Source organism: Nitrosomonas sp. Nm58 (assembly GCF_900107335.1).
Taxonomy (GTDB): domain Bacteria; phylum Pseudomonadota; class Gammaproteobacteria; order Burkholderiales; family Nitrosomonadaceae; genus Nitrosomonas.
Map to the genome: position 1 here is coordinate 1 of NZ_FNPQ01000029.1, position 23531 is coordinate 23531.

Annotated in this window: 19 protein-coding genes; 10 read left to right on the forward strand and 9 right to left on the reverse strand. The window is 42.0% G+C overall.

Annotated elements, in window-relative coordinates; genetic code table 11:
- Positions 1 to 165 precede the first annotated feature (165 nt).
- The 6 genes from cysG to BLW34_RS10815 all read right to left on the reverse strand — a co-directional run bounded on the left by cysG (position 166) and on the right by BLW34_RS10815 (position 8107).
- Positions 166 to 1569: a siroheme synthase CysG gene (gene cysG / locus BLW34_RS10790; protein WP_090579344.1), complete on the reverse strand. Its 1404-nt coding sequence runs from the start codon at positions 1567 to 1569 to the stop codon at positions 166 to 168.
- 157 nt (positions 1570 to 1726) lie between these two features.
- Positions 1727 to 2692, reverse strand: coding sequence for a PstS family phosphate ABC transporter substrate-binding protein (locus BLW34_RS10795; protein ID WP_090579405.1), 966 nt, complete (start codon positions 2690 to 2692; stop codon positions 1727 to 1729).
- Positions 2693 to 3050: 358 nt separating this feature from the next.
- The gene (glmM, locus tag BLW34_RS10800; protein WP_090579347.1) at positions 3051 to 4412 is read right to left on the reverse strand and encodes a phosphoglucosamine mutase; all 1362 of its coding nucleotides are present in this window, start codon (positions 4410 to 4412) and stop codon (positions 3051 to 3053) included.
- A 36-nt stretch (positions 4413 to 4448) separates the two neighbouring features.
- Positions 4449 to 5231, reverse strand: a complete 783-nt coding sequence (gene folP, locus BLW34_RS10805) for a dihydropteroate synthase (RefSeq protein WP_090579351.1) — start codon at positions 5229 to 5231, stop codon at positions 4449 to 4451.
- A gap of 176 nt (positions 5232 to 5407) precedes the next feature.
- Positions 5408 to 7312 carry an ATP-dependent zinc metalloprotease FtsH gene (gene ftsH, locus BLW34_RS10810; RefSeq protein ID WP_090579353.1) on the reverse strand — a complete coding sequence of 635 codons (1905 nt, stop codon included), beginning with the start codon at positions 7310 to 7312 and terminating at the stop codon, positions 5408 to 5410.
- A 174-nt stretch (positions 7313 to 7486) separates the two neighbouring features.
- The gene (locus BLW34_RS10815) at positions 7487 to 8107 is read right to left on the reverse strand and encodes an RlmE family RNA methyltransferase (protein WP_090579356.1); all 621 of its coding nucleotides are present in this window, start codon (positions 8105 to 8107) and stop codon (positions 7487 to 7489) included.
- 37 nt (positions 8108 to 8144) lie between these two features.
- Between BLW34_RS10815 and yhbY the strand changes: the two genes are divergently transcribed.
- Entirely contained in the window at positions 8145 to 8468 is a 324-nt protein-coding gene (gene yhbY, locus BLW34_RS10820; protein WP_090579359.1) for a ribosome assembly RNA-binding protein YhbY, read from the forward strand.
- A gap of 4 nt (positions 8469 to 8472) precedes the next feature.
- On the opposite strand, the gene greA is transcribed toward yhbY, so the two are convergent.
- From greA to carA, 3 genes are read right to left on the reverse strand one after another with little or no spacing between them, the layout of a single operon-like run.
- A complete protein-coding gene (gene greA / locus BLW34_RS10825) occupies positions 8473 to 8949 on the reverse strand; it encodes a transcription elongation factor GreA (RefSeq protein WP_090579361.1) in 477 nt (158 codons plus the stop codon).
- 37 nt (positions 8950 to 8986) lie between these two features.
- Entirely contained in the window at positions 8987 to 12196 is a 3210-nt protein-coding gene (gene carB, locus BLW34_RS10830) for a carbamoyl-phosphate synthase large subunit (protein WP_090579364.1), read from the reverse strand.
- 47 nt (positions 12197 to 12243) lie between these two features.
- Positions 12244 to 13401: a glutamine-hydrolyzing carbamoyl-phosphate synthase small subunit gene (gene carA / locus BLW34_RS10835; protein WP_090543700.1), complete on the reverse strand. Its 1158-nt coding sequence runs from the start codon at positions 13399 to 13401 to the stop codon at positions 12244 to 12246.
- A gap of 252 nt (positions 13402 to 13653) precedes the next feature.
- Between carA and BLW34_RS10840 the strand changes: the two genes are divergently transcribed.
- The 9 genes from BLW34_RS10840 (at position 13654) to BLW34_RS10875 (ending at position 23086) form a co-directional block, all read left to right on the forward strand.
- Positions 13654 to 14556, forward strand: a complete 903-nt coding sequence (locus tag BLW34_RS10840; RefSeq protein ID WP_090579367.1) for a 2-hydroxy-3-oxopropionate reductase — start codon at positions 13654 to 13656, stop codon at positions 14554 to 14556.
- The gene (locus BLW34_RS10845; RefSeq protein WP_090579370.1) at positions 14553 to 16007 is read left to right on the forward strand and encodes an FAD-linked oxidase C-terminal domain-containing protein; all 1455 of its coding nucleotides are present in this window, start codon (positions 14553 to 14555) and stop codon (positions 16005 to 16007) included. Before BLW34_RS10840 ends, BLW34_RS10845 begins: the two co-directional genes overlap by 4 nt.
- Before the next feature lie 54 nt (positions 16008 to 16061).
- Entirely contained in the window at positions 16062 to 17135 is a 1074-nt protein-coding gene (glcE, locus tag BLW34_RS10850; RefSeq protein ID WP_090579373.1) for a glycolate oxidase subunit GlcE, read from the forward strand.
- 3 nt (positions 17136 to 17138) lie between these two features.
- Positions 17139 to 18407, forward strand: coding sequence for a glycolate oxidase subunit GlcF (gene glcF, locus BLW34_RS10855; RefSeq protein WP_090579376.1), 1269 nt, complete (start codon positions 17139 to 17141; stop codon positions 18405 to 18407).
- Between the two features lie 218 nt (positions 18408 to 18625).
- Positions 18626 to 19195 (forward strand): peptidoglycan-binding domain-containing protein, encoded by a 570-nt coding sequence (locus tag BLW34_RS10860; RefSeq protein ID WP_090579378.1) that lies wholly within the window; start codon positions 18626 to 18628, stop codon positions 19193 to 19195.
- Between the two features lie 868 nt (positions 19196 to 20063).
- On the forward strand, positions 20064 to 21233 hold the full coding sequence (gene hpnH, locus BLW34_RS10865; RefSeq protein ID WP_090579381.1) for an adenosyl-hopene transferase HpnH: 1170 nt from the start codon (positions 20064 to 20066) through the stop codon (positions 21231 to 21233).
- A gap of 113 nt (positions 21234 to 21346) precedes the next feature.
- Positions 21347 to 21853 carry a glycosyltransferase gene (locus tag BLW34_RS16985; RefSeq protein ID WP_256203751.1) on the forward strand — a complete coding sequence of 169 codons (507 nt, stop codon included), beginning with the start codon at positions 21347 to 21349 and terminating at the stop codon, positions 21851 to 21853.
- On the forward strand, positions 21825 to 22430 hold the full coding sequence (locus BLW34_RS16990) for a glycosyltransferase (protein ID WP_256203752.1): 606 nt from the start codon (positions 21825 to 21827) through the stop codon (positions 22428 to 22430). The genes BLW34_RS16985 and BLW34_RS16990 overlap by 29 nt, the downstream gene beginning before the upstream one ends.
- Before the next feature lie 26 nt (positions 22431 to 22456).
- Positions 22457 to 23086, forward strand: coding sequence for an HpnM family protein (locus BLW34_RS10875; protein ID WP_090543706.1), 630 nt, complete (start codon positions 22457 to 22459; stop codon positions 23084 to 23086).
- The last annotated feature ends 445 nt before the right edge of the window (positions 23087 to 23531 follow it).

Below are 23531 nucleotides of genomic sequence, written 5' to 3' on the forward strand. Positions count from 1 at the left end.
TGCGGATATTATGAATTCTTGAGAGTTTAGGAAGTGAATTTCTTCCCTGAAACGGAGAATTCATGAGGATCTTAGGCATTTTGCAGGACCGACTAAATAGGATGATCAGCAGTCATGAATGATGGCGCCGCATAGCGCGGAATGATGTTAATCCTTTCCTTCCAGTTACTCTCCATTCAGATCATATACAGGCTCAAACCAAGCTAGCTTCTGATGTAATTTGACTACTTCTCCCACAATAATCAGAGTTGGAGGGATCATGTTGGCACTCGAAGCAAGGGCGGGTAACGTTTCTAGCGAACCGATCACGACACGCTGTCCGTGAGTGGTTCCCTGCTGCACAATAGCTGCTGGCGTAGATGCTGGAAGACCATGTGTGATAAGTTGCTCGCACAACACCGGCAATCCATGCAATCCCATATAAATCACGATAGTCTGTTGTGGTCTGGCTAATGCCGACCAATCTAAGTTTATAGTATTGTTTTTGAGGTGCCCCGTAACGAAAATGCAGGACTGGGCATAATCGCGATGTGTAAGAGGAATACCTGCATAAGAAGCCACACCTGACGCTGCTGTAATACCTGGAACTACCTGGAAAGGAATATGATGCTGAGATAACGTTTCTATTTCTTCCCCGCCTCGGCCAAAAATGAAAGGATCACCGCCTTTTAGTCGAAGTACACGCTTTCCTTCTTTTGCTAGCCGTACCAATAAATGATTGATTGATTCCTGTGGCAACACATGTTTATCGCGCTCTTTACCCGCATAGATACGAGTTGCATCGCGTCTTACCATATCGAGTATGGCTGGAGATACCAAACGATCATATACGACAACATCGGCTTGCTGCATTAAGCGCATTGCGCGAAAAGTAAGTAAATCGGGGTTACCTGGGCCGGCTCCTACTAGATATACTTCTCCGCATGGCAACTCATCTGTTTCGTGCTCAAGAGAACGGAGCAAATACGCCTGCGCAGACCGGTCTTTTCCAGAAAAAACCATTTCAGTAAATGGACCTTGCAGGATTCTCTCCCAGAATAAACGACGCTTCTTGGGAGAACTGAAACGGCGCTTGACATGCTCACGAAATTTGGCTGCATAAGTGGCTAAATGACCATAAGCTTCTGGTATTAGGGTCTCAAGTCGTGCGCGTAATAACCTTGCTAATACAGGCGATGTTCCACCACTGGAAATAGCCACTAGAATAGGTGAACGATCCAGAATGGACGGCATAATAAATGAACATAATGCGAAATCATCAACGACATTGACTGGAATACTTAGTTGATTAGCGCTCTCAGAAACGTATTGGTTGACTGAGCGTTCATTCGTTGCAGCAATTACCAATACCACATTGTTCAGGTGTTTGGAGTCAAAGGCTTCCGCGTGATGAATAATATTGCCTAATCGGAGGTGATTGCCTAGCTCATCATTAAGAATTGGAGATACAACTCTGACTTGACCTCCGGCTTTCAGTAATAATGCTGTTTTTCTGGCAGCTACTTCACCTCCTCCGACGACCAGGCAACTACGTCCTCTAATATTAAGAAAAATTGGCAGAAAGTCCATATAGCCAGTTGATTTCTCATTTCTGTCTAATGTTTATTAAACTCGTTAGAAATACCTTAATATACTCAGAGCTTTTTGATATTTAATTCTCTCTGGTATCGAAGCCTAGCATCGATAAATTAATCGACAATATACTAAAAAATCTCTATTCCTAAACCTATAATCGCCTTTCTAGTTTCAGCAATTCATCAATTGTGAGATCCATTTTACTCTCGCCACCAAAAGCTGTGCCCACTTTTCTTTCATCAAGATATTTTAAGTTGAGCTGGTAAACTTCTGCAGGCAACGGAAAGTATTTGACTTCTTTTACAAGAGCGGGCGCATTTTTCATATAAAAATTTACAAACTCACTCACTTCGGGCTTATCCGCCGCTTTAGCATTTACATAAACAAAAATCGGGCGAGATAAGGGTCGATAGTTCCCATTCTCTACTGTTTCGGCTGAGGGGATAATCCCACCTTTCCCATTATCTACTGCAACAACATTTACTTTTTTCTGATTCTCAATGTAATAAGCAAAACCAAAGAACCCAAGACTATACTTATCAGTCGCTATTCCTTGCACGAGCACATTATCATCTTCAGATGCAGTGAAATCGCCGCGGCTCGATTTGGCTTTTCCAACAATTGCCTCAGTAAAATAATCAAATGTACCCGAATCTGCGCCAGCGCCAAATAACTTAATTTTTTTATCAGGCCAAGCTGGATTAATTTGATTCCATTTGGTTATTTTTCCCTGCGCTGATGGCTCCCATATTTTTTTTAACTCAGCAACTGTCATCGTTCTGCTCCAAGTATTACTTGGATTAATTGCTACTGTTAATGCATCAAAAGCGATTGGCATTTCGATATATTGAACGCCTGCTGCTCTGCAAGCCTCCATTTCAGATTGCTGGATTGGTCTGGAAGCGTTGACGATATCAACTTCTGCTCGACAAAATTTCTTAAAACCACCTCCTGTTCCTGATACTCCTACAGTCACTCTAATTCCGCCCTTCTTAGCTATTTGGAAATCTTCCGCAACCGCTTCTGTGATAGGGTAAACCGTGCTAGAGCCATCAATCGTTACAATCGGCCTAGCATTAACTGGATTATTCATTGCAGTCGCTATAGTTAGAATCATAGCGAAAGGAAGTATTTTAAATAGATGTAATTTCAAAGTAAGTGGCTCCATACGTGTAACTATCTGTGCAAATTATTGATATCGCTTGAACGAAATTAAATTGGTAATGAATATTAATTTATAAGTATTACAGAAATGTGACAAATTACTTAAATTAAGTACATTACCAATTTGCTAACAAAATAAGTACTTAAATTTTTGTCATCAAAAGGATAAATTTTATCTATTTTGTATTAGTATTTAATTACATTAATTAGTATTTAATTACATTATTTTGTTACATACTTCTTAAGTAAAAATTTCATTTAAAACAAATAATTAATTATTAAAATAAAACGATTATTTTTGCAATCAAACATTAGTTATTAGTTGCTTGCTGCACTACGCCAGCAATCTGTTCTGCCCAGTAATCAACTTTCTGCTTCATCTTACCTTCAACCATTACTCGGATCAGTGGTTCCGTACCAGACGCACGAAGTAATATTCGTCCATCGCTGTCAAGATCGCTTTCCGCCTGCTGTACCGATGATTTAATCGTTACATCACTACGAAAATCAAAGCCTTTGGGAACATACACATTAATCAAACGTTGTGGATAAAGCACAATATTCTGCATAAATTCTGCCAGCGTCATGGATGTATCACGTAACGCATACAAAACTTGTAGTGCTGAAATGATTCCGTCTCCTGTTGTATGCTTATCGAGACATACGATATGCCCAGAGCCCTCCCCACCCAATTGCCAGTTATTCTTCACTAGCAACTCAAGTACGTAACGATCACCAACATTAGCTCTCTTAAAAGGAATATCAAGTTCTCCGAACGCTTTTTCAATAGCAAGATTTGTCATGACCGTGCCTACGACGCCACCCTTCAGAATATTCTTTTGCTGGCGATGTTTAGCTATAATATAAAGCAAAATATCACCATCATAGATGGCGCCATCTTTATCAACCATCAGTACACGATCGCCATCCCCATCAAGTGCGATACCTAGATCGGCCTCATGCTGCTTAACTGAATTCTGTAACGTTGCGACATGCGTCGCTCCACATTCATGATTGATATTAAAGCCATCTGGTTCCGCACAAATAGTGATGACATCTGCTCCCAACTCCCGCATTACATGCCCAGCAATATGATAAGCCGCGCCATGAGCGCAATCTACCACCATGCGTAGGCCACGAAGATCTAGATCGTAAGGAAAAGTACTTTTACAAAATTCGATATAACGCCCTGTTTTATCTTTAAGACGCTGTACTTTTCCAAGTTTTGCTGATGGCATTGTTTCAATTGGATTGCTTAATCCCGCCTCGATTTGAATTTCTATGGCGTCGGGTAACTTAATTCCTTCTGACGAAAAGAACTTTACGCCATTATCTTCGAACGGGTTATGTGATGCCGAAATAACGATACCAGCTTGTAATCGAAGTGCTCTGGTAAGATGAGCAACTGCAGAAGTAGGTAATGGTCCGGATAATAATACATCAACACCGGCAGCTGAAAAACCAGCTTCTAGGGAAGACTCCAGCATATAGCCCGATACCCGGGTATCTTTTCCTATCAGAACCGTTGGTCGCTCTCCTTCTGCAAGGTGCCAGTCAGAGGCAGCCAGTACTTTTCCAGCCGAATAACCAAGATGCATGATAAATTCAGGTGTAATAGGAAATTCACCTACTCGTCCGCGAATGCCGTCGGTTCCAAAGTATTTTTTATTCATTTCACGAGCTAAATCCTTAGAGCTTGAAGTTAACCATCAGTAATATTCTCTATCAATCAATGCATTATGAACCATAATAGCGTCTTTTGTTGCCTTAACATCATGTACGCGCAGAATTTTGACACCTTTAGTAACAGCGAGCAAGGCTGCCGCTACACTGGCATAAACTCGGTTATCCACATCATTCCCAGTAATTGCTCCCAGCATGGATTTTCGCGAAAGCCCTACCAAGACGGGGACGTTCATTTCCACAAATTGATCAAGATATCGGAACAACTCTAGATTATCTTTAAGTGTTTTACCAAAACCAAAACCAGGGTCTATAATTAGCCGATCGTATGCAATACCACTTGAGCTTGCAACATCTATGCGTTGTTGTAAGAAACTTTTGACTTCAGAAACCACATCAACATATTGAGGATTGTCTTGCATGCTCCTTGGTTTTCCTTTCATATGCATTAAACAGACCATCGCATTGCTCCTTGCAACGATTTCTATAGCACCCGGCGCCTGCAATGCATTAACATCATTTATGATCGAAGCGCCAGCACTTATCGCAGCCTGCATGACTTCCGGTTTAGATGTATCTACAGAAATTGGAATATTTTTTTGAGACAAAATCTCTACGACAGGTATAACACGGCGTAACTCTTCTTCAAGATTGACATTCATGCTTCCAGGTCGGGTCGACTCACCTCCAACATCTAATATGTCAGCTCCTTCTTGAATCAAGCGTTCAGCATGCTCAATCGCTTTTTCTGTTGTTATGTAGAGACCATGATCGGAGAAAGAGTCAGGGGTTACATTGATGATCCCCATTATAAGTGGGTCATCACTCAGTTTTATTCGTTGCGATTGACTCACCGTAAAAAAAGAAAAATCCGTTCCCTAACAAAATTCCATATGACCACACACACGCCATCTTGATAAAAAATGGCCTGCGCACTAATTAATAAATACGCAGACCATTCATTTAGGTAAAACCTTTATTAAATTTATACTTCAGCTTCTTGCACAGGCGTTTCAGTTGCAATAGTCTCTGAAGATTGCTTACCTTCTTTCTCTTTAACTGAAGCTGAAGATTGCGGTGGTTGTGGAGGGCGTGGTGGTCGCCCTTCCATAATATCTTTAATTTGCTCGCTATCGATAGTTTCCCACTCAAGCAGGGCTTTAGTCATAATTTCTACTTTATCCCTGTTCTCCTCGATAAGTTTACGAGCAAGCGCATATTGTTCATCAATGATACGGCGAATTTCCATATCAACTTTTTGCATCGTCGCTTCACTTACATTCTTATGAGTAGTTACCGACCGCCCAAGAAATACTTCGCTTTCATTTTCACCATAAACCATAGGGCCGAGCGTATCAGACATACCCCATTGAGTAACCATTCTTCTGGCAGTTTCAGTAGCACGTTCAAAGTCGTTGGAAGCGCCAGTAGTCATCTGATTCATAAATATCTCTTCTGCAATACGCCCACCAAACATTACCGCAATAGTTTGCAAGATTTGCTCACGATCCATACTGTATCTATCCTCAGCTGGTAACTGCATCGTTACACCTAATGCCCGTCCACGAGGTATGATTGAAACTTTATGTACTGGATCAGTTTTCGGTAGAAGATACGCTACAACCGCATGTCCTGATTCATGATAAGCAGTATTCCGCCGCTCTTGTTCCGGCATAACAACTGATCGTCGCTCAGTTCCCATAAGTATCTTATCTTTTGCACGCTCAAAATCCTCCATATCCACCAATCGTTTATTGGCACGTGCCGCAAACAATGCTGCTTCATTAACTAAATTAGCAAGATCAGCACCTGACATACCTGGCGTTCCTCTCGCAATGATATCTGCATGAACATCTGGAGAAATGGGTACTTTTCGCATATGTACCTGAAGTATTTGTTCACGACCACGTATATCTGGAAGTGGAACTGTAACTTGCCTATCAAAGCGTCCTGGACGCAATAAGGCAGGATCAAGTACGTCAGGCCGATTAGTTGCTGCAATCACGATTACACCCATATTGCCTTCAAAACCATCCATCTCTACTAGCAATTGATTCAGTGTTTGTTCACGCTCATCATTTCCGCCACCCAAACCAGCGCCCCGTTGGCGACCGACAGCATCGATCTCATCAATAAAGATAATGCAAGGCGCATGCTTCTTGGCTTGTTCAAACATGTCCCTTACTCTGGATGCACCGACACCTACAAACATCTCGACAAAATCTGAACCCGAAATACTGAAGAATGGAACCTTTGCTTCTCCTGCTATAGCTCGGGCTAATAATGTTTTTCCTGTCCCTGGATTACCTACCATTAATACGCCTCTTGGGATACGCCCACCTAATTTCTGAAATTTTGTAGGATCCCTCAGAAACTCAACTAACTCTGCTACTTCTTCTTTCGCTTCTTCGCAACCGGCAACATCCGCAAATGTCACGTGATTACTATTTTTATCCAACATCCTGGCTTTACTTTTACCAAATGAAAATGCCCCGCCACTTCTTCCACCACCTTGCATTTGGCGCATAAAGAAAATCCACACTGCGATCAGCAGCAACATAGGGAACCAAGATACGAATATACTCATTAGCACAGAGGGCTCTTCTTCTGGCCTGGCTTCGACGATCACTCCCGCTCTGAGTAGATCACTGACTAGCCAAGGATCTGATGGTGCATAAGCTATAAATTGCCGACCATCGGACTTAGTGCCTTTAAGGGTGCGCCCATCAATAACCACTTTCGCAATCCTGCCTTGATTCATTTCGTTGATGAATTGCGAGTATTCCATCGGCGCTTGTAATGATTGACGTACAGTAAACTGGTTGAATACCGTCATTAGCACCAACGCAATCACCAGCCAAATAGCCATATTTTTAATTAAATTATTCATGATAGCTCCTTGGTTTGCACCTTAATGTACCTAATGTACCAAAAAGTCGAATTTCTCATTCTAATCCTATTTTGTAATATTTGTGACAAAACCGGTTATTTGAAAATATCTGGATAAAACAAAACTTAATATTCGCTATTTTATTTATTAACACAACAAAAACGTATATTCAGTCTAACAGATTTTCCCTAAACCCAATAAATATAGTTCGCTACTCCGATCTCGCGATGCTTTAGGTTTACGAATAATTACTTTTTTAAAGCTTACTCGCATATCCTTCAGATATTGATCGAAATTACCTCCTTGAAAGAATTTGACAAGGAAGTTCCCGCCGGGGTTCAATTGCTCCCTGGAAAACATCAATGCTAGCTCAGCAAGATACGTGCTACGCGCATGATCACTGACACCAATGCCAGCTATATTTGGCGACATATCTGAAATTATCAGATCTATTGGGTATTTTCCAAGACTATTTTTAAGCTTATTTAGAACGGCTTCTTCGCTGAAATCGCCCTGAATAAAAGTAACACCTGATAATGGAGACATCTCAAGCAAATCCAATGCGAAAACTCTTCCATGTTCTCCCAATTTTTCAACAGCTACTTGTGACCAACCACCAGGCGCAGCACCCAAATCTACAATCGTCATTCCCGGTCTAAAGAGTTGATCACGTTCAGCAATTTCTTTTAATTTAAAAGCGGCGCGCGAACGATAACCTTCCTTTTTAGCCTGTTTGACAAAAAAATCATTAACATGTTCTGTCATCCATGCTTTGCTAGTTTTAGCAGACTTCATCAAGTAGTAGAATATGGTTTTATGAAGAGTTTATTTTATGTTGAAACTTAGTACTTCCCAACGCCGATCACTTGCTGCGCGAGCCCATCACATTAATCCAATCGTGATCATCGGTAAAGATGGTTTATCTGTAGGCGTAATGAGCGAACTTGATAGAGGGCTCTCGAGTCACGAACTCATCAAAATTAAAATATTAAATGGAGATAGGAAAATGAGAACCTTATTGCTTGAACAAATCTGCCAGCAATTAAATGCCTTACCCATCAATCATATCGGTAGAATTCTAGTCATTTATCGCCCAGAAACCGAAGAAAAAGGATCAACTACTGAGGCTTCTCATATGGTCAAGAAGAAACCCTAACCACCTAGATATATTTAACATCCAGAATTTCATATTCTCTGATACCTCCCGGTGCCTCCACTACTGCTATATCACCAGCATACTTGCCGATCAAGGCCCGGGAAATTGGAGAACTGATAGAAATTTTTCCTTCCTTAATATCAGCTTCATCATCTCCTACAATTTGATAGGTTACTATCGCATCACTGCTCATATCCTTAAGATCGATCGTAGCACCAAAAACACAAGCACCATCTGCATTTAGCAGTGCAGGATTGATGATCTGGGCATTCGAGAGCTTATTCTCCAGATCAGCAATACGTCCCTCGATGAATCCTTGCTTTTCTTTTGCTGCTTCATATTCAGCATTCTCAGAAAGATCACCATGCGCGCGTGCTTCTGCAATAGCGGCAATGACCGCAGGACGCTGCACGGTCTTCATTTCATGTAATTCTGCACGCAGCTTCTCTGCACCTGCCACAGTTAATGGAATTGAACTCATAATGCTTTTCCACCTTTCTTTATATGTTCTGTATTGCTCATTTGAAATTCATTCTCTTTAGTTCTTGCAAGTTATAGGCTTGCAACTCTCGCATATTAGCTATGCCCATATGCGCCGCACGGGCTCCAGCCATGGTAGTGTAATATGTAACTCTCCCTTGTAACGCTGCATGGCGAATCGAATACGAATCCTGAATTGCACTACGTTTATCGGAAACTGTATTAATAATCAGACAAATTTCTCCATTCTTGATCATATCAACGATATGCGGGCGACCTTCTGCAACCTTATTTATTTTATTAACCACTAAACCAGCCTCAGTCATCGCTTCCGCAGTACCATGGGTAGCATAAATAGTGAAGCCTAGCTTAGCAAATTTTTGAGCAATGCTCACTGCTTCTGGTTTATCGCTTCTTCGCACGCTGATAAAAATTTTGCCAGTCATGGGTAGCCGAACACCGGTGGCAAGTTGCGACTTAACGAACGCCTCTGCAAAAGTAGAACCCACTCCCATGACCTCACCTGTAGATTTCATTTCAGGTCCTAATATGGTATCTACGCCAGGAAGCTTGGCAAAAGGGAAAACAGCTTCTTTCACCGAATAATAAGGCGGCTGAATCTCTTTTATAAGACCTTGATCCACTAGCTTCTTGCCAACCATACAACGTACCGCAATTTTTGCTAGTTGAAGGCCTGTTGCTTTGGAAACAAAAGGAACCGTACGGGACGCCCTAGGATTGACTTCTAACACATAAACGGTATCATTCTGGATAGCAAACTGCACATTCATTAACCCTTTTACGTTGAGAGCACGTGCCATTTTCTCGGTTTGCCGACGCAATTCATCTTGCATGATCGAAGAGAGATTAAAGGGAGGCAGCGAACAAGCAGAATCTCCAGAATGAACGCCTGCTTGCTCAATATGCTCCATTATCCCGCCAATTAAAACAGTTTCTCCATCAAATATCGCATCGACATCTACTTCGGTTGCATTATTGAGAAAATGATCCAGCAGAACCGGGGAATCATTGGATACTTTAACTGCCTCACGCATGTAGCGCTCAAGATCTCGTTGCTCATGAACAATTTCCATAGCGCGGCCACCCAGCACATAACTGGGACGAACTACTAAAGGATAACCTATGTCATTGGCTGCTGACAAAGCAGCCTCGGTACTGCGTACCGTTCGATTAGGTGGCTGTTTTAAGCCTAGCTGGTGAAGCATCTCTTGGAAACGCTCGCGATCTTCAGCACAATCAATCATATCTGGACTGGTACCAATAATGGGAACACCATTAGCTTCAAGTTCGCGCGCAAGCTTAAGGGGTGTTTGACCACCATATTGCACGATAACACCCACTGGTTTTTCTATCGCAACAATTTCAAGCACATCTTCTAACGTAAGTGACTCAAAATACAATCGATCGGAAATATCATAATCGGTCGATACCGTTTCTGGATTGCAATTGATCATGATAGTTTCATATCCCTCCTCACGCAATGCAAGAGATGCATGAACACAACAATAGTCAAATTCAATTCCTTGGCCAATTCGATTAGGTCCACCACCCAGCACAATGATTTTCTTTCTGTCACTGGGATATGCTTCGCATTCTTCCTCGTAAGTGGAATATAGATAAGTCGTATAAGTAGCAAATTCTGCAGCACAAGTATCGACATGCTTGTAGACGGGACGCAAATCTTCTTGATGCCGGCGTGTACGCACTGCTGCCTCACTTGTGTTAAGTAACTTAGCCAATCTCCGGTCAGAAAACCCACACCGTTTCAATTTACGCAATGCGAACAAGTCGAGTGAATCCAGGGTCTTGCCTACGAGTAATTGTTCTTGATTTATCAAATCCTCAATTTGCGATAGAAACCAAGGATCAATATGCGTGAGATTATGAATCTCATCAAATGGAATATTGCAACGAAATGCATCAGCGATATACCAAATGCGTTCAGAACCGGGATGACCCAGTTCAGTTTCAATGGTTTCGATATCGGTGGTTTTTTCATCTAAGCCATCCACTCCGGTTTCCAGTCCTCGCAATGCTTTTTGTAGTGATTCCTGGAAAGTACGGCCAATAGCCATCACCTCCCCTACCGATTTCATCTGGGTTGTTAGACGATCATTAGCTTGAGGAAATTTTTCAAAAGCGAAGCGTGGAACCTTGGTTACCACATAATCAATAGTTGGTTCAAATGAGGCAGGCGTCATCCCCCCTGTAATATCGTTGCCAAGTTCATTAAGTGTATATCCTACTGCCAGTTTGGCAGCAATTTTAGCGATAGGAAATCCTGTTGCTTTGGATGCCAACGCTGAGGACCGTGATACGCGCGGGTTCATTTCGATAACCAACATACGCCCATCTTGCGGATTGATAGCAAATTGCACATTGGAGCCGCCCGTCTCTACACCAATTTCACGTAGCACCGCAATGGATGCGTCACGCATGCGCTGATACTCTTTATCAGTCAGCGTCTGGGCTGGCGCAACCGTAATCGAGTCACCGGTATGGATACCCATTGGATCAAAATTTTCGATAGAGCATATAATGATGCAGTTATCTTGCTTATCACGCACCACCTCCATTTCAAATTCTTTCCAACCAATGACTGACTCTTCGATAAGGAGCTCCTTAGTGGGGGAGATATCTAATCCACGCTCGCAAATTTCAACGAATTCTTCACGATTATATGCAATGCCACCACCGCTGCCACCCAGTGTGAACGATGGACGAATAATAGCAGGATAGCCAATCATGGCTTGCACTTGCAATGCTTCTTCCAGGCTATGCGCGACTGCTGAACGGGCTGAATTTAGCCCGATTCGCAACATAGCCTTTTTAAATTTTTCCCGGTCTTCTGCCTTATCAATGGCTTCACGAGACGCACCAATAAGTTCCACATCATATTTCTCGAGAACACCATGTTTAACCAGATCAAGCGCGCAATTCAAAGCTGTTTGCCCACCCATCGTTGGCAGTAGTGCATCGGGACGTTCAATTTCAATAATCTTCTCGACCATCGCCCAGGTAATGGGTTCGATATAAGTTGCATCGGCTATTTCTGGATCAGTCATAATAGTCGCGGGATTAGAGTTAATCAGAACAACACGATAACCTTCTTCACGCAGGGCTTTGCATGCCTGCACACCAGAATAATCAAATTCGCAGGCCTGACCAATGACAATGGGCCCGGCTCCGATAATGAGAATGGATTTCAAGTCAGTACGTTTAGGCATATTCCTCTAACCAAGCAATCTATAAAACAGGATATTTATACAAGCTACTATGATTCAAATTGGCTTCTTTTACGCTGATTCATCTGATAGATAAAACGATCGAAAAGATAATCCACATCATGTGGCCCGGGGCTCGCCTCCGGGTGGCCTTGAAAAGTGAAGGCTGGACTCTCGGTTAGCTCAAAACCTTGCAGGCTATTATCAAATAGCGATAGATGGGTAACACGTGCGTGGGATGGAAGTGTATCAATGTCTACAGCGAATCCATGGTTTTGACTAGTGATGATAACTCGACCGCTATCCAGATCTTGGACAGGATGATTTGCACCATGGTGACCAAACTTCATTTTGGTTGTTTTAGCGCCACTTGCGAGCGCGAGTATTTGGTGCCCCAGACAAATACCAAAAATTGGTATCTTTTCCTTCAATAGTCTCTGGGTTGTAGTAATTGCGTAATCACAAGGCTCTGGATCACCAGGTCCATTTGATAGGAATACACCATTGGGTCGAGATGCTAGAATCTCATTAGCTGGCGTTTGTGCAGGATAAACGGTCACCTTGCAATGACGATGCACAAGTTTTCGCAAGATGGTACGTTTAATTCCAAAATCAATGGCAGCAACATCAAAGTGATTTATTTTTTGGACTTGATGCCCACGCCCTAACTCCCATTCACCTTCATTCCATTCATAAGCCTGATTGCAGCTAACCTCCTTCGCAAGGTCCATACCATCCAAGCCTGGAAATGCTCTAGCTTCCTGCAATGCTTTGGATTCATCGATCTTCCCAGTCATAATACAGCCTGCTTGAGCCCCTTTCTCTCTTAAAATACGTGTGAGCTTACGGGTATCAATCTCAGCAATCGCAACAACATTCTGCTTCTTGAGAAAGGCAGATAGCGATTCAGTTTTTCGCCAACTACTAGAAATGGCAGACAAATCACGTACTACTAAACCAGCAGCATAAACTTTGTCTATATTTGATGACTCTACATCTTCTAAATTAGTCCCAGTATTACCAATATGAGGGTAAGTAAGCGTGATGATTTGACGACAATATGAGGGATCAGTAAGAATTTCTTGATAACCTGTCATGGCTGTATTAAAAGCAACCTCACCAGTAGTTACCCCCTCAACACCGATAGAAACTCCGTGAAAAACGGTGCCATCTTCTAAAACGAGAATGGCACGTGGATGTTGTGACACAAAAGGCTCCTTGTGGATCTGACCAGACATAAAAACGTAGACCTGCAGTGTCCGCGTTCAAAATTTCTCTTGATTATACGTGAGAAACATTGAGTTTTCTATGAGCAACAAGCGTACTGCTAAGTACATAATGAGTATTATAGCAATATCAACAAAACACTTTTTTAGTTATTATCAGACAGCTAAGTCGGGTACGATCAGACTAATTCTTTGCTGCAAGAAAGAAAAATAATATGCTTAAGAGGAGATTGAGTGATAAATATTGGCTTTATTGGTTTAGGTATCATGGGAAAACCCATGGCAGGACATCTTATTCGAGGTGGATATCAATTATTTCTGCACTCTCGTAGCGGTGTTCCTGAAGAGCTTATTAAACAAGGCGGCAAAGCTTGTTCTTCACCTAGAGAAGTCGCTCAACATGCAGAAATTATTTTTCTGATGCTACCTGATGCACCTGATGTTGAAAAAGTTTTATTTGGTGACAATGGAGTTGTTGATGGCTTGGATGTGAATCCTGCAAAAAAAACAATCGTAGATATGAGCTCTATCTCCCCTATCGAAACCAAGAAATTTGCGATTAGAATCAGTCAGCTTGGTTACGATTATGCGGACGCTCCCGTTTCGGGAGGCGATGTGGGTGCGAAGAATGCCGCGCTAACAATCATGGTAGGGGCCACCATAAGTGTGTTTGAAAAAATAAAGCCCCTGCTTAGCTTAATGGGGCAAACGATTACCTTAATAGGCGCTAACGGCGCGGGTCAAATTTGCAAGACTGCCAACCAGATTGTAGTTGCGCTTACGATAGAAGCAGTTGGTGAGGCACTCCTATTTGCATCCAAGGCAGGCGCTGATCCCGCAAAAGTACGACAAGCTTTGATGGGGGGCTTTGCTTCATCACGTGTGCTCGAAGTTCATGGAAATCGTATGATCAAACGTTTGTTTGACCCCGGGTTCCGAGTTGAATTACAGCAGAAAGATCTCAACATCGCCCTTTCATGTGCATCTGACCTAGGAATAAGTTTACCCAATACAGCCGCAACCCAATCACTCTACAATGCGTGCATTGCTCATGGAGGTGCTACATGGGATAACTCTGCAATTGTACGTATACTTGAAAAATTGGCCAATTACGAGATAACTGATATTAACGCATGACTCACCTTGAATTAGTTAGTACCCTGCTTACATTTCTTCCTCGCGAAGCTGTTTTATATGAAACGGAGGATTTAAAACCGTACGAATGTGATGGTTTATCTGCCTATCGACAAACGCCGATGATTGTGGTGTTACCGCAAGCGGAAGAAGAAGTGGTCAAGATTTTGCAAATTTGCCATACTACAAAAACTCCAGTAGTCGCGCGTGGCGCAGGAACAGGTTTATCGGGTGGCGCGTTACCTCATACCGAAGGCATTTTGCTATCGCTTGCTAAATTGAAGCGTATCTTGGAAATCGATCCAATAGCACGTATAGCCCGAGTACAACCAGGGGTAAGAAATTTGGCGATCAGCGAAGCAGCCGCGCCATACGGCTTGTATTATGCCCCCGACCCCTCATCACAAATAGCATGTACGATTGGTGGTAATGTCGCCGAAAATTCTGGTGGCGTGCATTGCCTGAAATATGGATTGACCATACATAATATTCTAAAGCTACGAGTATTAACTGTAGAAGGGCAAGCAATCGAGATTGGCAGTAGTGCGCTCGATAGTCCAGGTTATGATCTGCTGGCTTTGATGACAGGGAGTGAGGGAATGCTGGGTATCGTTACTGAGATCACAGTTAAGCTCATACCCAAACCTGAGAAGGCGCAATTAGTGATGGCAGCATTTGATGATATTCAAAAAGCTGCGGACGCTGTAGCCAGTGTCATCAGCGCCGGGATTATTCCGGCTGGTATGGAAATGATGGATAAAATCACCATCCATGCTGTGGAAGATTTTTTGCATGCCGGTTACGATTTAGAGGCGGCTGCCATTTTATTATGCGAAGCTGATGGCATGGCAGAAGAGGTCGCGGATGAAATTCAAAAAATCAGCACGATCATGCAGGAAAGTGGCGCAGTCAAGATCAGCGTTTCGCATGATGAAACAGAGCGGCTGCGTTTCTGGGCAGGTCGCAAAGCAGCCTTCCCGGCTGCCGGCAGAGTGTCTCCCGATTACTACTGCATGGATGGCACGATTCCACGTAAGCATCTAGCTCAGGTATTACATGGTATTGAAATCCTTTCTGCTGAATATGGGTTGCGCTGCATGAATGTTTTTCACGCAGGTGATGGTAATTTACACCCCTTAATACTTTACAATGCCAATCAGCCAGGAGAATTAGAAAAAACAGAAGCTTTTGGAGCCAGAATACTGGAAATGTGTATCAAAGCAGGTGGAACAATTACCGGAGAACATGGTGTTGGAATAGAAAAGCTAGATCAAATGTGTCTTCAATTCAAATCCACAGAACGAAATCTATTTCATGCGATCAAAGCAGCCTTTGATTCAGATGGATTACTAAACCCCGGAAAAGCTATACCAGCACTGCATCGCTGTGCAGAATTAGGTGCTATGCATGTACATCGTGGAGAAGATAAGTTTCCGACAATACCAAGATTCTGATTGAGTTATACGCTTAGGAAAAATCCCTCCAAACCATACTATCTTTTCTACCTTATGCTAAATACGGTTGAACACTTTATTCATGTTATCGGCGCTGCGGCGAGAAATAAAAAACCACTATCTATTCGCGGCGGCAACAGCAAACATTTCTATGGCGGCCGGTTGACCGAACAAGTGTGTGACACTCTTAATGTAGCAACTTATTCCGGACTCGTAAATTACGAACCGAGTGAACTGGTAGTAACCGCACGAGCGGGGACGCGTCTAACTGACCTTGAAACGATATTATCCGAGCATCATCAAATGTTGGCTTTTGAGCCCCCTCATTTCGGTGAAAACGCAACATTGGGTGGCTGTATCGCTACCGGCCTATCTGGACCACGCAGAGCATACACCGGAGCAGTACGTGATTTTGTATTGGGCGTGCGTATACTTGATGGCAGAGGAGATGACTTACATTTTGGCGGCCAGGTGATGAAAAATGTTGCTGGCTATGATGTTTCGCGTCTCATGACAGGTGCAATGGGAACTTTAGGGGTCTTGTTAGAGGTTTCACTCAAGGTGTTGCCTACGCCACCGATGGAAATAAGCCTATGCATGCCGATGAAAGAATCCGAAGCGATTAACAAGATGCATCAATGGGCGAGCAAACCATTACCTATTTCCGCCACCTGTTTTTATGATGGAAATCTTTTTGTAAGGCTCTCTGGTGCCGAAGCTGCCGTGCATGCCGCCCGCATTAAAATTGGCGGAGAAGAAATTAATCAAGGAGAGTTGTTCTGGCAACGCATTCGTGAACATACTCACACATTCTTCAGCTCGGGAACGAGATTGTGGCGTTTATCGATTAAATCATCTACCCCACCGTTGCTGCTGCCAGGCCAACAATTGATAGAATGGGGTGGTGCATTACGCTGGCTAGCGACTGATGAAAACTTGAATGAAAAAAGAGTTCGATCGCAGGCGGAAGCTGCAGGCGGTCATGCTACATTATTCTATGGCGACAAATTATCGCTTCAGCCTTTTCATCCCCTGACAACTCACATGATGGCGCTCCATCAACGCTTAAAACAAAAATTTGATCCAGCTGGGATATTCAATCCTGGCCGAATGTATCCAGAGTACTGACAAATGCAAACCAAGCTTGCTGATTTTATTAAAAATACCCCGGAAGGCCAGGAAGCCGACGCTATATTAAGATCCTGTGTACATTGCGGCTTTTGCCTGGCCACCTGCCCCACTTACCAATTATTGGGAGATGAACTTGATAGCCCGCGGGGTCGTATTTACTTGATGAAACAAGTACTGGAAGGGTATCCGGTCACCCAGAAAACACAACATCATCTTGACCAGTGCCTTACTTGCCGCGCATGTGAAACAACCTGTCCATCCGGCGTACGCTATGGTCGGCTACTCGATATTGGCCGAAGTGTTATCCACAAAAATGTAAAACGTGGTATCCGCGAGAGTGGAATACGTTATCTGTTAAACAAAACTCTCCCTCATCGCTACTTATTTAAATCATTATTCAAGATGGGTCAATTTTGTCGCCCTCTATTGCCGGCCAAACTAAAAAAATTAGTTCCCTCCCGAATTCAAAGCATCAGGGAGTGGCCAGTAAAGAAACATCGACGAGCTATGCTCATACTCGACGGATGCGTACAACCGGAACTTTCACCTAATATCAATATCGCTACTGCATATGTTCTGGATAAGCTTGGAATTTCGCTGATTAAAGCAGAAAAAGCTGGCTGTTGCGGTGCACTCTCTTACCATCTTGATGCGCAGCAAGATGGAATGAATTATATGCGCCGCAATATCGATGCTTGGTGGTCATTTATTGATAATGACAAAAAGGATGCACAACCAATAGAAGCCATCGCGATCACAGCGAGTGGTTGTGGCGTCACCGTCAAGGAATATGGACATTTGTTGCGCCATGACCCAGTTTATGCAGAAAAGGCTGCACAAATCTCAGCTTTAGCTAAAGATATCAGTGAGATCTTGGCTACAGAAACAGACAACCTAATTGCTCATCTTGAAAAATCAGGATCACGTCATAAAATGAAACTTGCGTTTCATTCTCCTTGCACACTCCAACATGGCATGCAGATTCGTGGTGTCATTGAAAAAATACTAGGTATTGCAGGCTTTACCCTCTGCTCTGTTAAAGATGCCCATCTTTGCTGTGGCTCTGCTGGTACTTACTCTATCCTTCAGCCAAAATTATCTCAACAACTGCTCAAAGAAAAAATAATGAATCTCTCCGTTGAAAAACCAGATCAACTCATTACGGCTAACATCGGCTGTTTAATGCATCTGAAAAGCGGCACTTCACTACCTGTCAGGCACTGGATAGAGATTTTGGATGAAATACTAAGTAATGATTCTCCCAAGTAAAGCTTGAAATCACTACCACGGCAATATTACGATATGCCTAACTTATTACCATGAGATTAGCTTAGCAATTAAAACTTTTTCTGGCCCAATCAATACCCTATTCAATTAAAATGAAACATTGAAAGAGCGTTTCAGTTTATTATAAAAAATCGCATCATAGAACTTTTATATTTCGAAATGACTTTTTTAGATATTTATTTAATAAGGAGGTTGTCAGAATGAAGATAACGATTGCTAATCGATTAGCAATGAGCATGTCTCTTTTGCTTATGATCGGGTTATTAGGATGTAGCGACCAATCAGAAGTAACGGGTACACAAAACCCCAAAATGGCAGCAAAACCTATCCAGAAAGATGAACTGATGACCGAGTCTGATCTGATCGCTGAATCTACAATGAACATACCGGAATCAATTTCAGAAAAAAATGATGAGAATGTTCAAGAAGCAATAGAACCAGTTGATCAAACCATTGAGACTATCTTAAGTGAATTAAATGAACCTGAAAGTCCTGTTTCCGAATCCGGAATTGAAACTCAACCGTTAGCAGTAGAATCAGCACAGCAAATTGAAGAACTGGAAGATCTAAATGAAGTTGTCAAACCAACTCCTGAATTAATTCGCAAAGTGCAGCAGGCTCTAGCTGATGCCGGATTTAATCCTGGAGTAATTGACGGTATAAATGGTCCTAGAACGATGTCTGCATTGAAAAGCTTTCAGAAACAAAATAATTTTGCAATAGGTCAACTAACTAAAGAAACACTACAGAGGCTTGGGGTGTCTTATTAGTAGACTTATGTCAAGAAATATATTTCTGGAACAGGAACAGACTGGAAAAGGATGACTGCGAATTATTCTGAAAGTATCTCTACCTCAAAATTAGGAAATCAATTCGTTCTAGAAATCTATTTTCTAGTCTGTAACTCTTATCAATCATCATTATCGTTAATCCAACGTATAAATATAATAAGGCTTGAAAAGGTAATAAGATTTAATATAGCCGCTTCCTTCAGAAATTCCTTTATGAATCGGCATAGCATAGTGAGTTCTTTGCAAAAGTCCTTTTACGAATTCTTAATTCATTGTCTTTATTGATTATAATTTCTTGAAAATAGGTTTTCTTGCAAAGATCTCATAGTGTTTTTATATTTTAATTTTAGCTTCCTACTCTTTCAAGAAACAAATATAAGTAACTGATTATATATAATATAAAAATATTATATTCCGATAGCATTAATATGTTTCTTTCAAACGTCTTGCGGTCGATGACCGATTATTTCGCTAAATAAGAAGATATTTTTTTTATTTTAAATGTCTTCCAAAACTTTTATGTAAATTTAAGAATTAAAAACATAAACATTTCTATTCTAGAATCGTTGCTTTGGTTTATAAAATATACATGCTAGCATATCGGTACTTAGTAGAGTAATGGCAAGCGAAATATCAATTTTATTTCAAAATATTTTTGTACATAACTACCATTAGCTGACATTGAGACTTTTTTCTTTTCATGAATCATGAAAAAAGAAGTAGCACGCAATTAACTTGACTAGAATAAGAAATATTCTGATCAATCTGTGAATAATAAGTTAACAATTCCTATTTTATCGTAAGATAAAAAAACAAAATTAGTACTAAAAAATAACGGAGAAAATTAATGGGCATCCCTTTTTTACAAAAATACCGTGTAGGTAGCTATATACTAAAGCAGAAAATTCAAGGTAATAAACGTTATCCTTTAGTACTAATGTTGGAGCCTCTGTTTCAATGTAATCTGGCATGTGCAGGTTGTGGCAAGATTGATTATCCAGACGAAACTTTACGACGTCGAATGAGCGTACAAGATTGTCTGGCTGCCGTTGATGAATGTGGCGCGCCCGTAATCTCAATCGCTGGCGGGGAACCACTCATTCATAAAGAAATGCCGCAGATTGTAGAAGGTATTATCAGCCGAAAAAAATTCGTTTATCTGTGTACCAATGCATTATTGCTAGAAGATAAAATGGATGATTATCGTCCATCCCCCTATTTCACTTTCTCTATACATCTCGATGGTAACAAAGAACGTCACGATACATCAGTGTGTCGTGAAGGAGTTTACGATAAAGTAATTCCGGTTATTCAGGAAGCTCTCAAACGCGGCTTCAGGGTTACGGTAAACTGTACGCTCTTTCAAAATGAAACACCAGAAGAAGTTGCTGAGTTTTTTGATACCGTAACTGAATTAGGAATAGAAGGAATTAATGTATCTCCAGGATTCAGCTATGAGCATGCCCCGAGACAGGATGTTTTTTTACAAAGATCGGTTAGCAAGCGTCTTTTCCGGTCAATTTTCCAAGAAGGAAAAAAACGCAAACAACCATGGAGATTCAATCATTCGAGCCTCTATTTGGATTTTCTCGCAGGTAATCAAAACTACCAATGCACCGCATGGGGTAATCCCACACGTAATCTTTTCGGCTGGCAACGTCCTTGCTATTTATTGGTGGACGAGGGCTATGCAGCCAGTTTTCGTGAATTAATGGAGGAAACCAATTGGGATAAATACGGTGTAGGTAATAATCCCAAGTGTGCTAATTGCATGGCTCACTGCGGGTTCGAGCCAACCGCGATCAATGATACGTTTGCTCATCCCATTAAAGCAATGCGCGTAAGCCTCCATGGTCCACGTATTGATGGACCCATGGCACCGGATCCTCTGCAAAGAAACCCAACATCGCCTAAAGCCGATATAGCACAGAAGGAATTTCCAATATCCGTAGTAGTTGAGCAAAAAACGAGTACCTCAACCCCCTCATCAAGCAATCTGACTCGCTCTGATAGATAAAGATAACAGGGAATATCTTACCCCTGATTTTAATGATGAGGAATAACGAAGAATAGCGAGTACAGAGCCTCCTATTTTGATTAATTCAACGAAGCTTGTTTTATTTGGATAGCATGATGATAGAGCTTGCAACCTATTTAGCTTTTATAGGTGCTTTTCTTTGGTGGATGATAGTGCTCGTTCGTTGGCGACCGTGGAGCACACAAGAGGCATTAGAGTCAACTCATCATGGGAATGTATCCTTAAAAGAAATTACAGCACTCATCCCGGCACGCAATGAAGGGCAACTTATCGGACAAACGCTGGATGCACTGGGTGTTCAGAGGCATGATCTTCAGATCATCGTTATAGACGATCAATCAGATGATGATACCGCTGAGCAGACCAATAAATGGGGAGCAACAATACTATCAGGCACTTCCCCGCCCATTGGCTGGAGCGGGAAACTATGGGCCTTAGAGCAAGGTCTGGGTAAAATCAGCACAACTTATACTTTACTGCTTGATGCAGATATTGCGTTGGCTCCAGGAACTGGAGTCACTTTACTTAAGAAAGAAAGCGCGCGAAGAGAATTTAGCGCTAGTATCCTTAATGGCGCCCCCTCTTCACCGTTTTGTTGAACGATTATTGATGCCAGCCTTTGTATTTTTCTTTAAACTACTTTATTCCTTCCGACTTGCTAATAAACCCGGTTGGCGAGTGGCTGCAGCAGCGGGTAGGTGTATCCTCGTTGAGATCCCTGCGTTGCGCCGAATAGGCGCCTTCACCAGTCTACACGATGTATTGATCGATGACTGCATCCTAGCTTCTCATATCAAGCGTACTGGCTTGCGTACCTGGACTGGATTGAGTCATTCGGCATGCAGCCATCGCGGTTACGACGACATTAAAACAATTTGGGATATGGTGGCGCCAACGGGCCTATACACAACTACATTACTCTCCTTTATTGCTTTTTGCTTGCACCCTGATCATGGTAAGTATGTTCTGATTTGCTCCTTTGGCATCATTACTACTACCTCTCAGCACAATAAGCACTATCACTGGCATGCTGATGTGGGCTGCCATGATCATTGCTTACATTCCAATTTTACGCTCTTACCAGTACTCCTTACTTTGAACACTAACATCACCTACTACTGGTACTTTATTTCTACTAATGACATGGACCTCAGCATTCCGTTCCTGGCGGGGTGAGTGGGCCCAATGGAAAAATCGTCGATATGAGATCCCTACTTGAATTTAGAATTATCAGCTATGCCTTCACAACGGCAATTTTATTACTATTTTCTGTCGTAGTTAGTGCTAAAGATTTTCAATCTGCTTCCCCAGAAGACGTCATTCATGCCTTACAGGAAACGTTCATTCACGCTATGCAGAAAGGTGATGAGTTAGGTTATCGTGGACGTCTAGAGCTTCTGACACCTGTTATCGATCGTTCGCACGATATCGATACCATCATACGCTCAGCGCTAGGCGCGAACTGGAGTACGTTAAATGAAGACCAGCAACAGAGCATTACTGAAACTTTTCGCAAGCTTAGCATTGCGACTTATGCAGAAAGATTTAATCGTTATAATGGGGAACGATTTGAAATTATAGAGCAACGTTCATTGCCGCGAGACCAAATATTGGTACGAAGCAAGTTTATTCAGGCAGATAGCAATCCTATAAATTTCGATTATGTACTGCGTCAAGGCAAAGAAGGTTGGCGAATTATTAATATTCTAGTTGATGGCGTCAGTGATCTCGCCTTAAAGCGAGCCGAATATAATGCAATTCTGAAACGAGATGGTTTTCCTGCACTGATCGCGATGCTTGAGCAAAAGATTCTTCAAGCAGAACAGAATTAATTAGTATATTAATGAAGATTTGTTAATATGTAGCAAGGAGTTACGGCAATAGGGGCATGGAGAACAGAGCCTGAGATACATCAACAACAAGAATATAAACACCGTGCAGCACAGCAATGCGTCCTCGTGGCTTTTATTTAATTCTTATACCTATACTTAAAGCTCAAGCATTAATAATAACATATACAAATTAAAAATTTTTCCTGATAGCGAATAAGCAAATGGAGCTATCTATATTTGTGCTGTAGCTATCTATTTCCTTTCTGACTTCAATATTCCTCTGAGACGAGCATATACAGTGAATATTTTTCTTAGCCAGGGTCACCACTTAACTTAGGTGTGCATATAGATATGGCAGAAATGCGTTCTTAGGAATTTTATTCTTCTGTATCAATCTTGAGTGCCTCAAAAAACATTTCCTAAGTATGAAAGCACAATGTTGCTT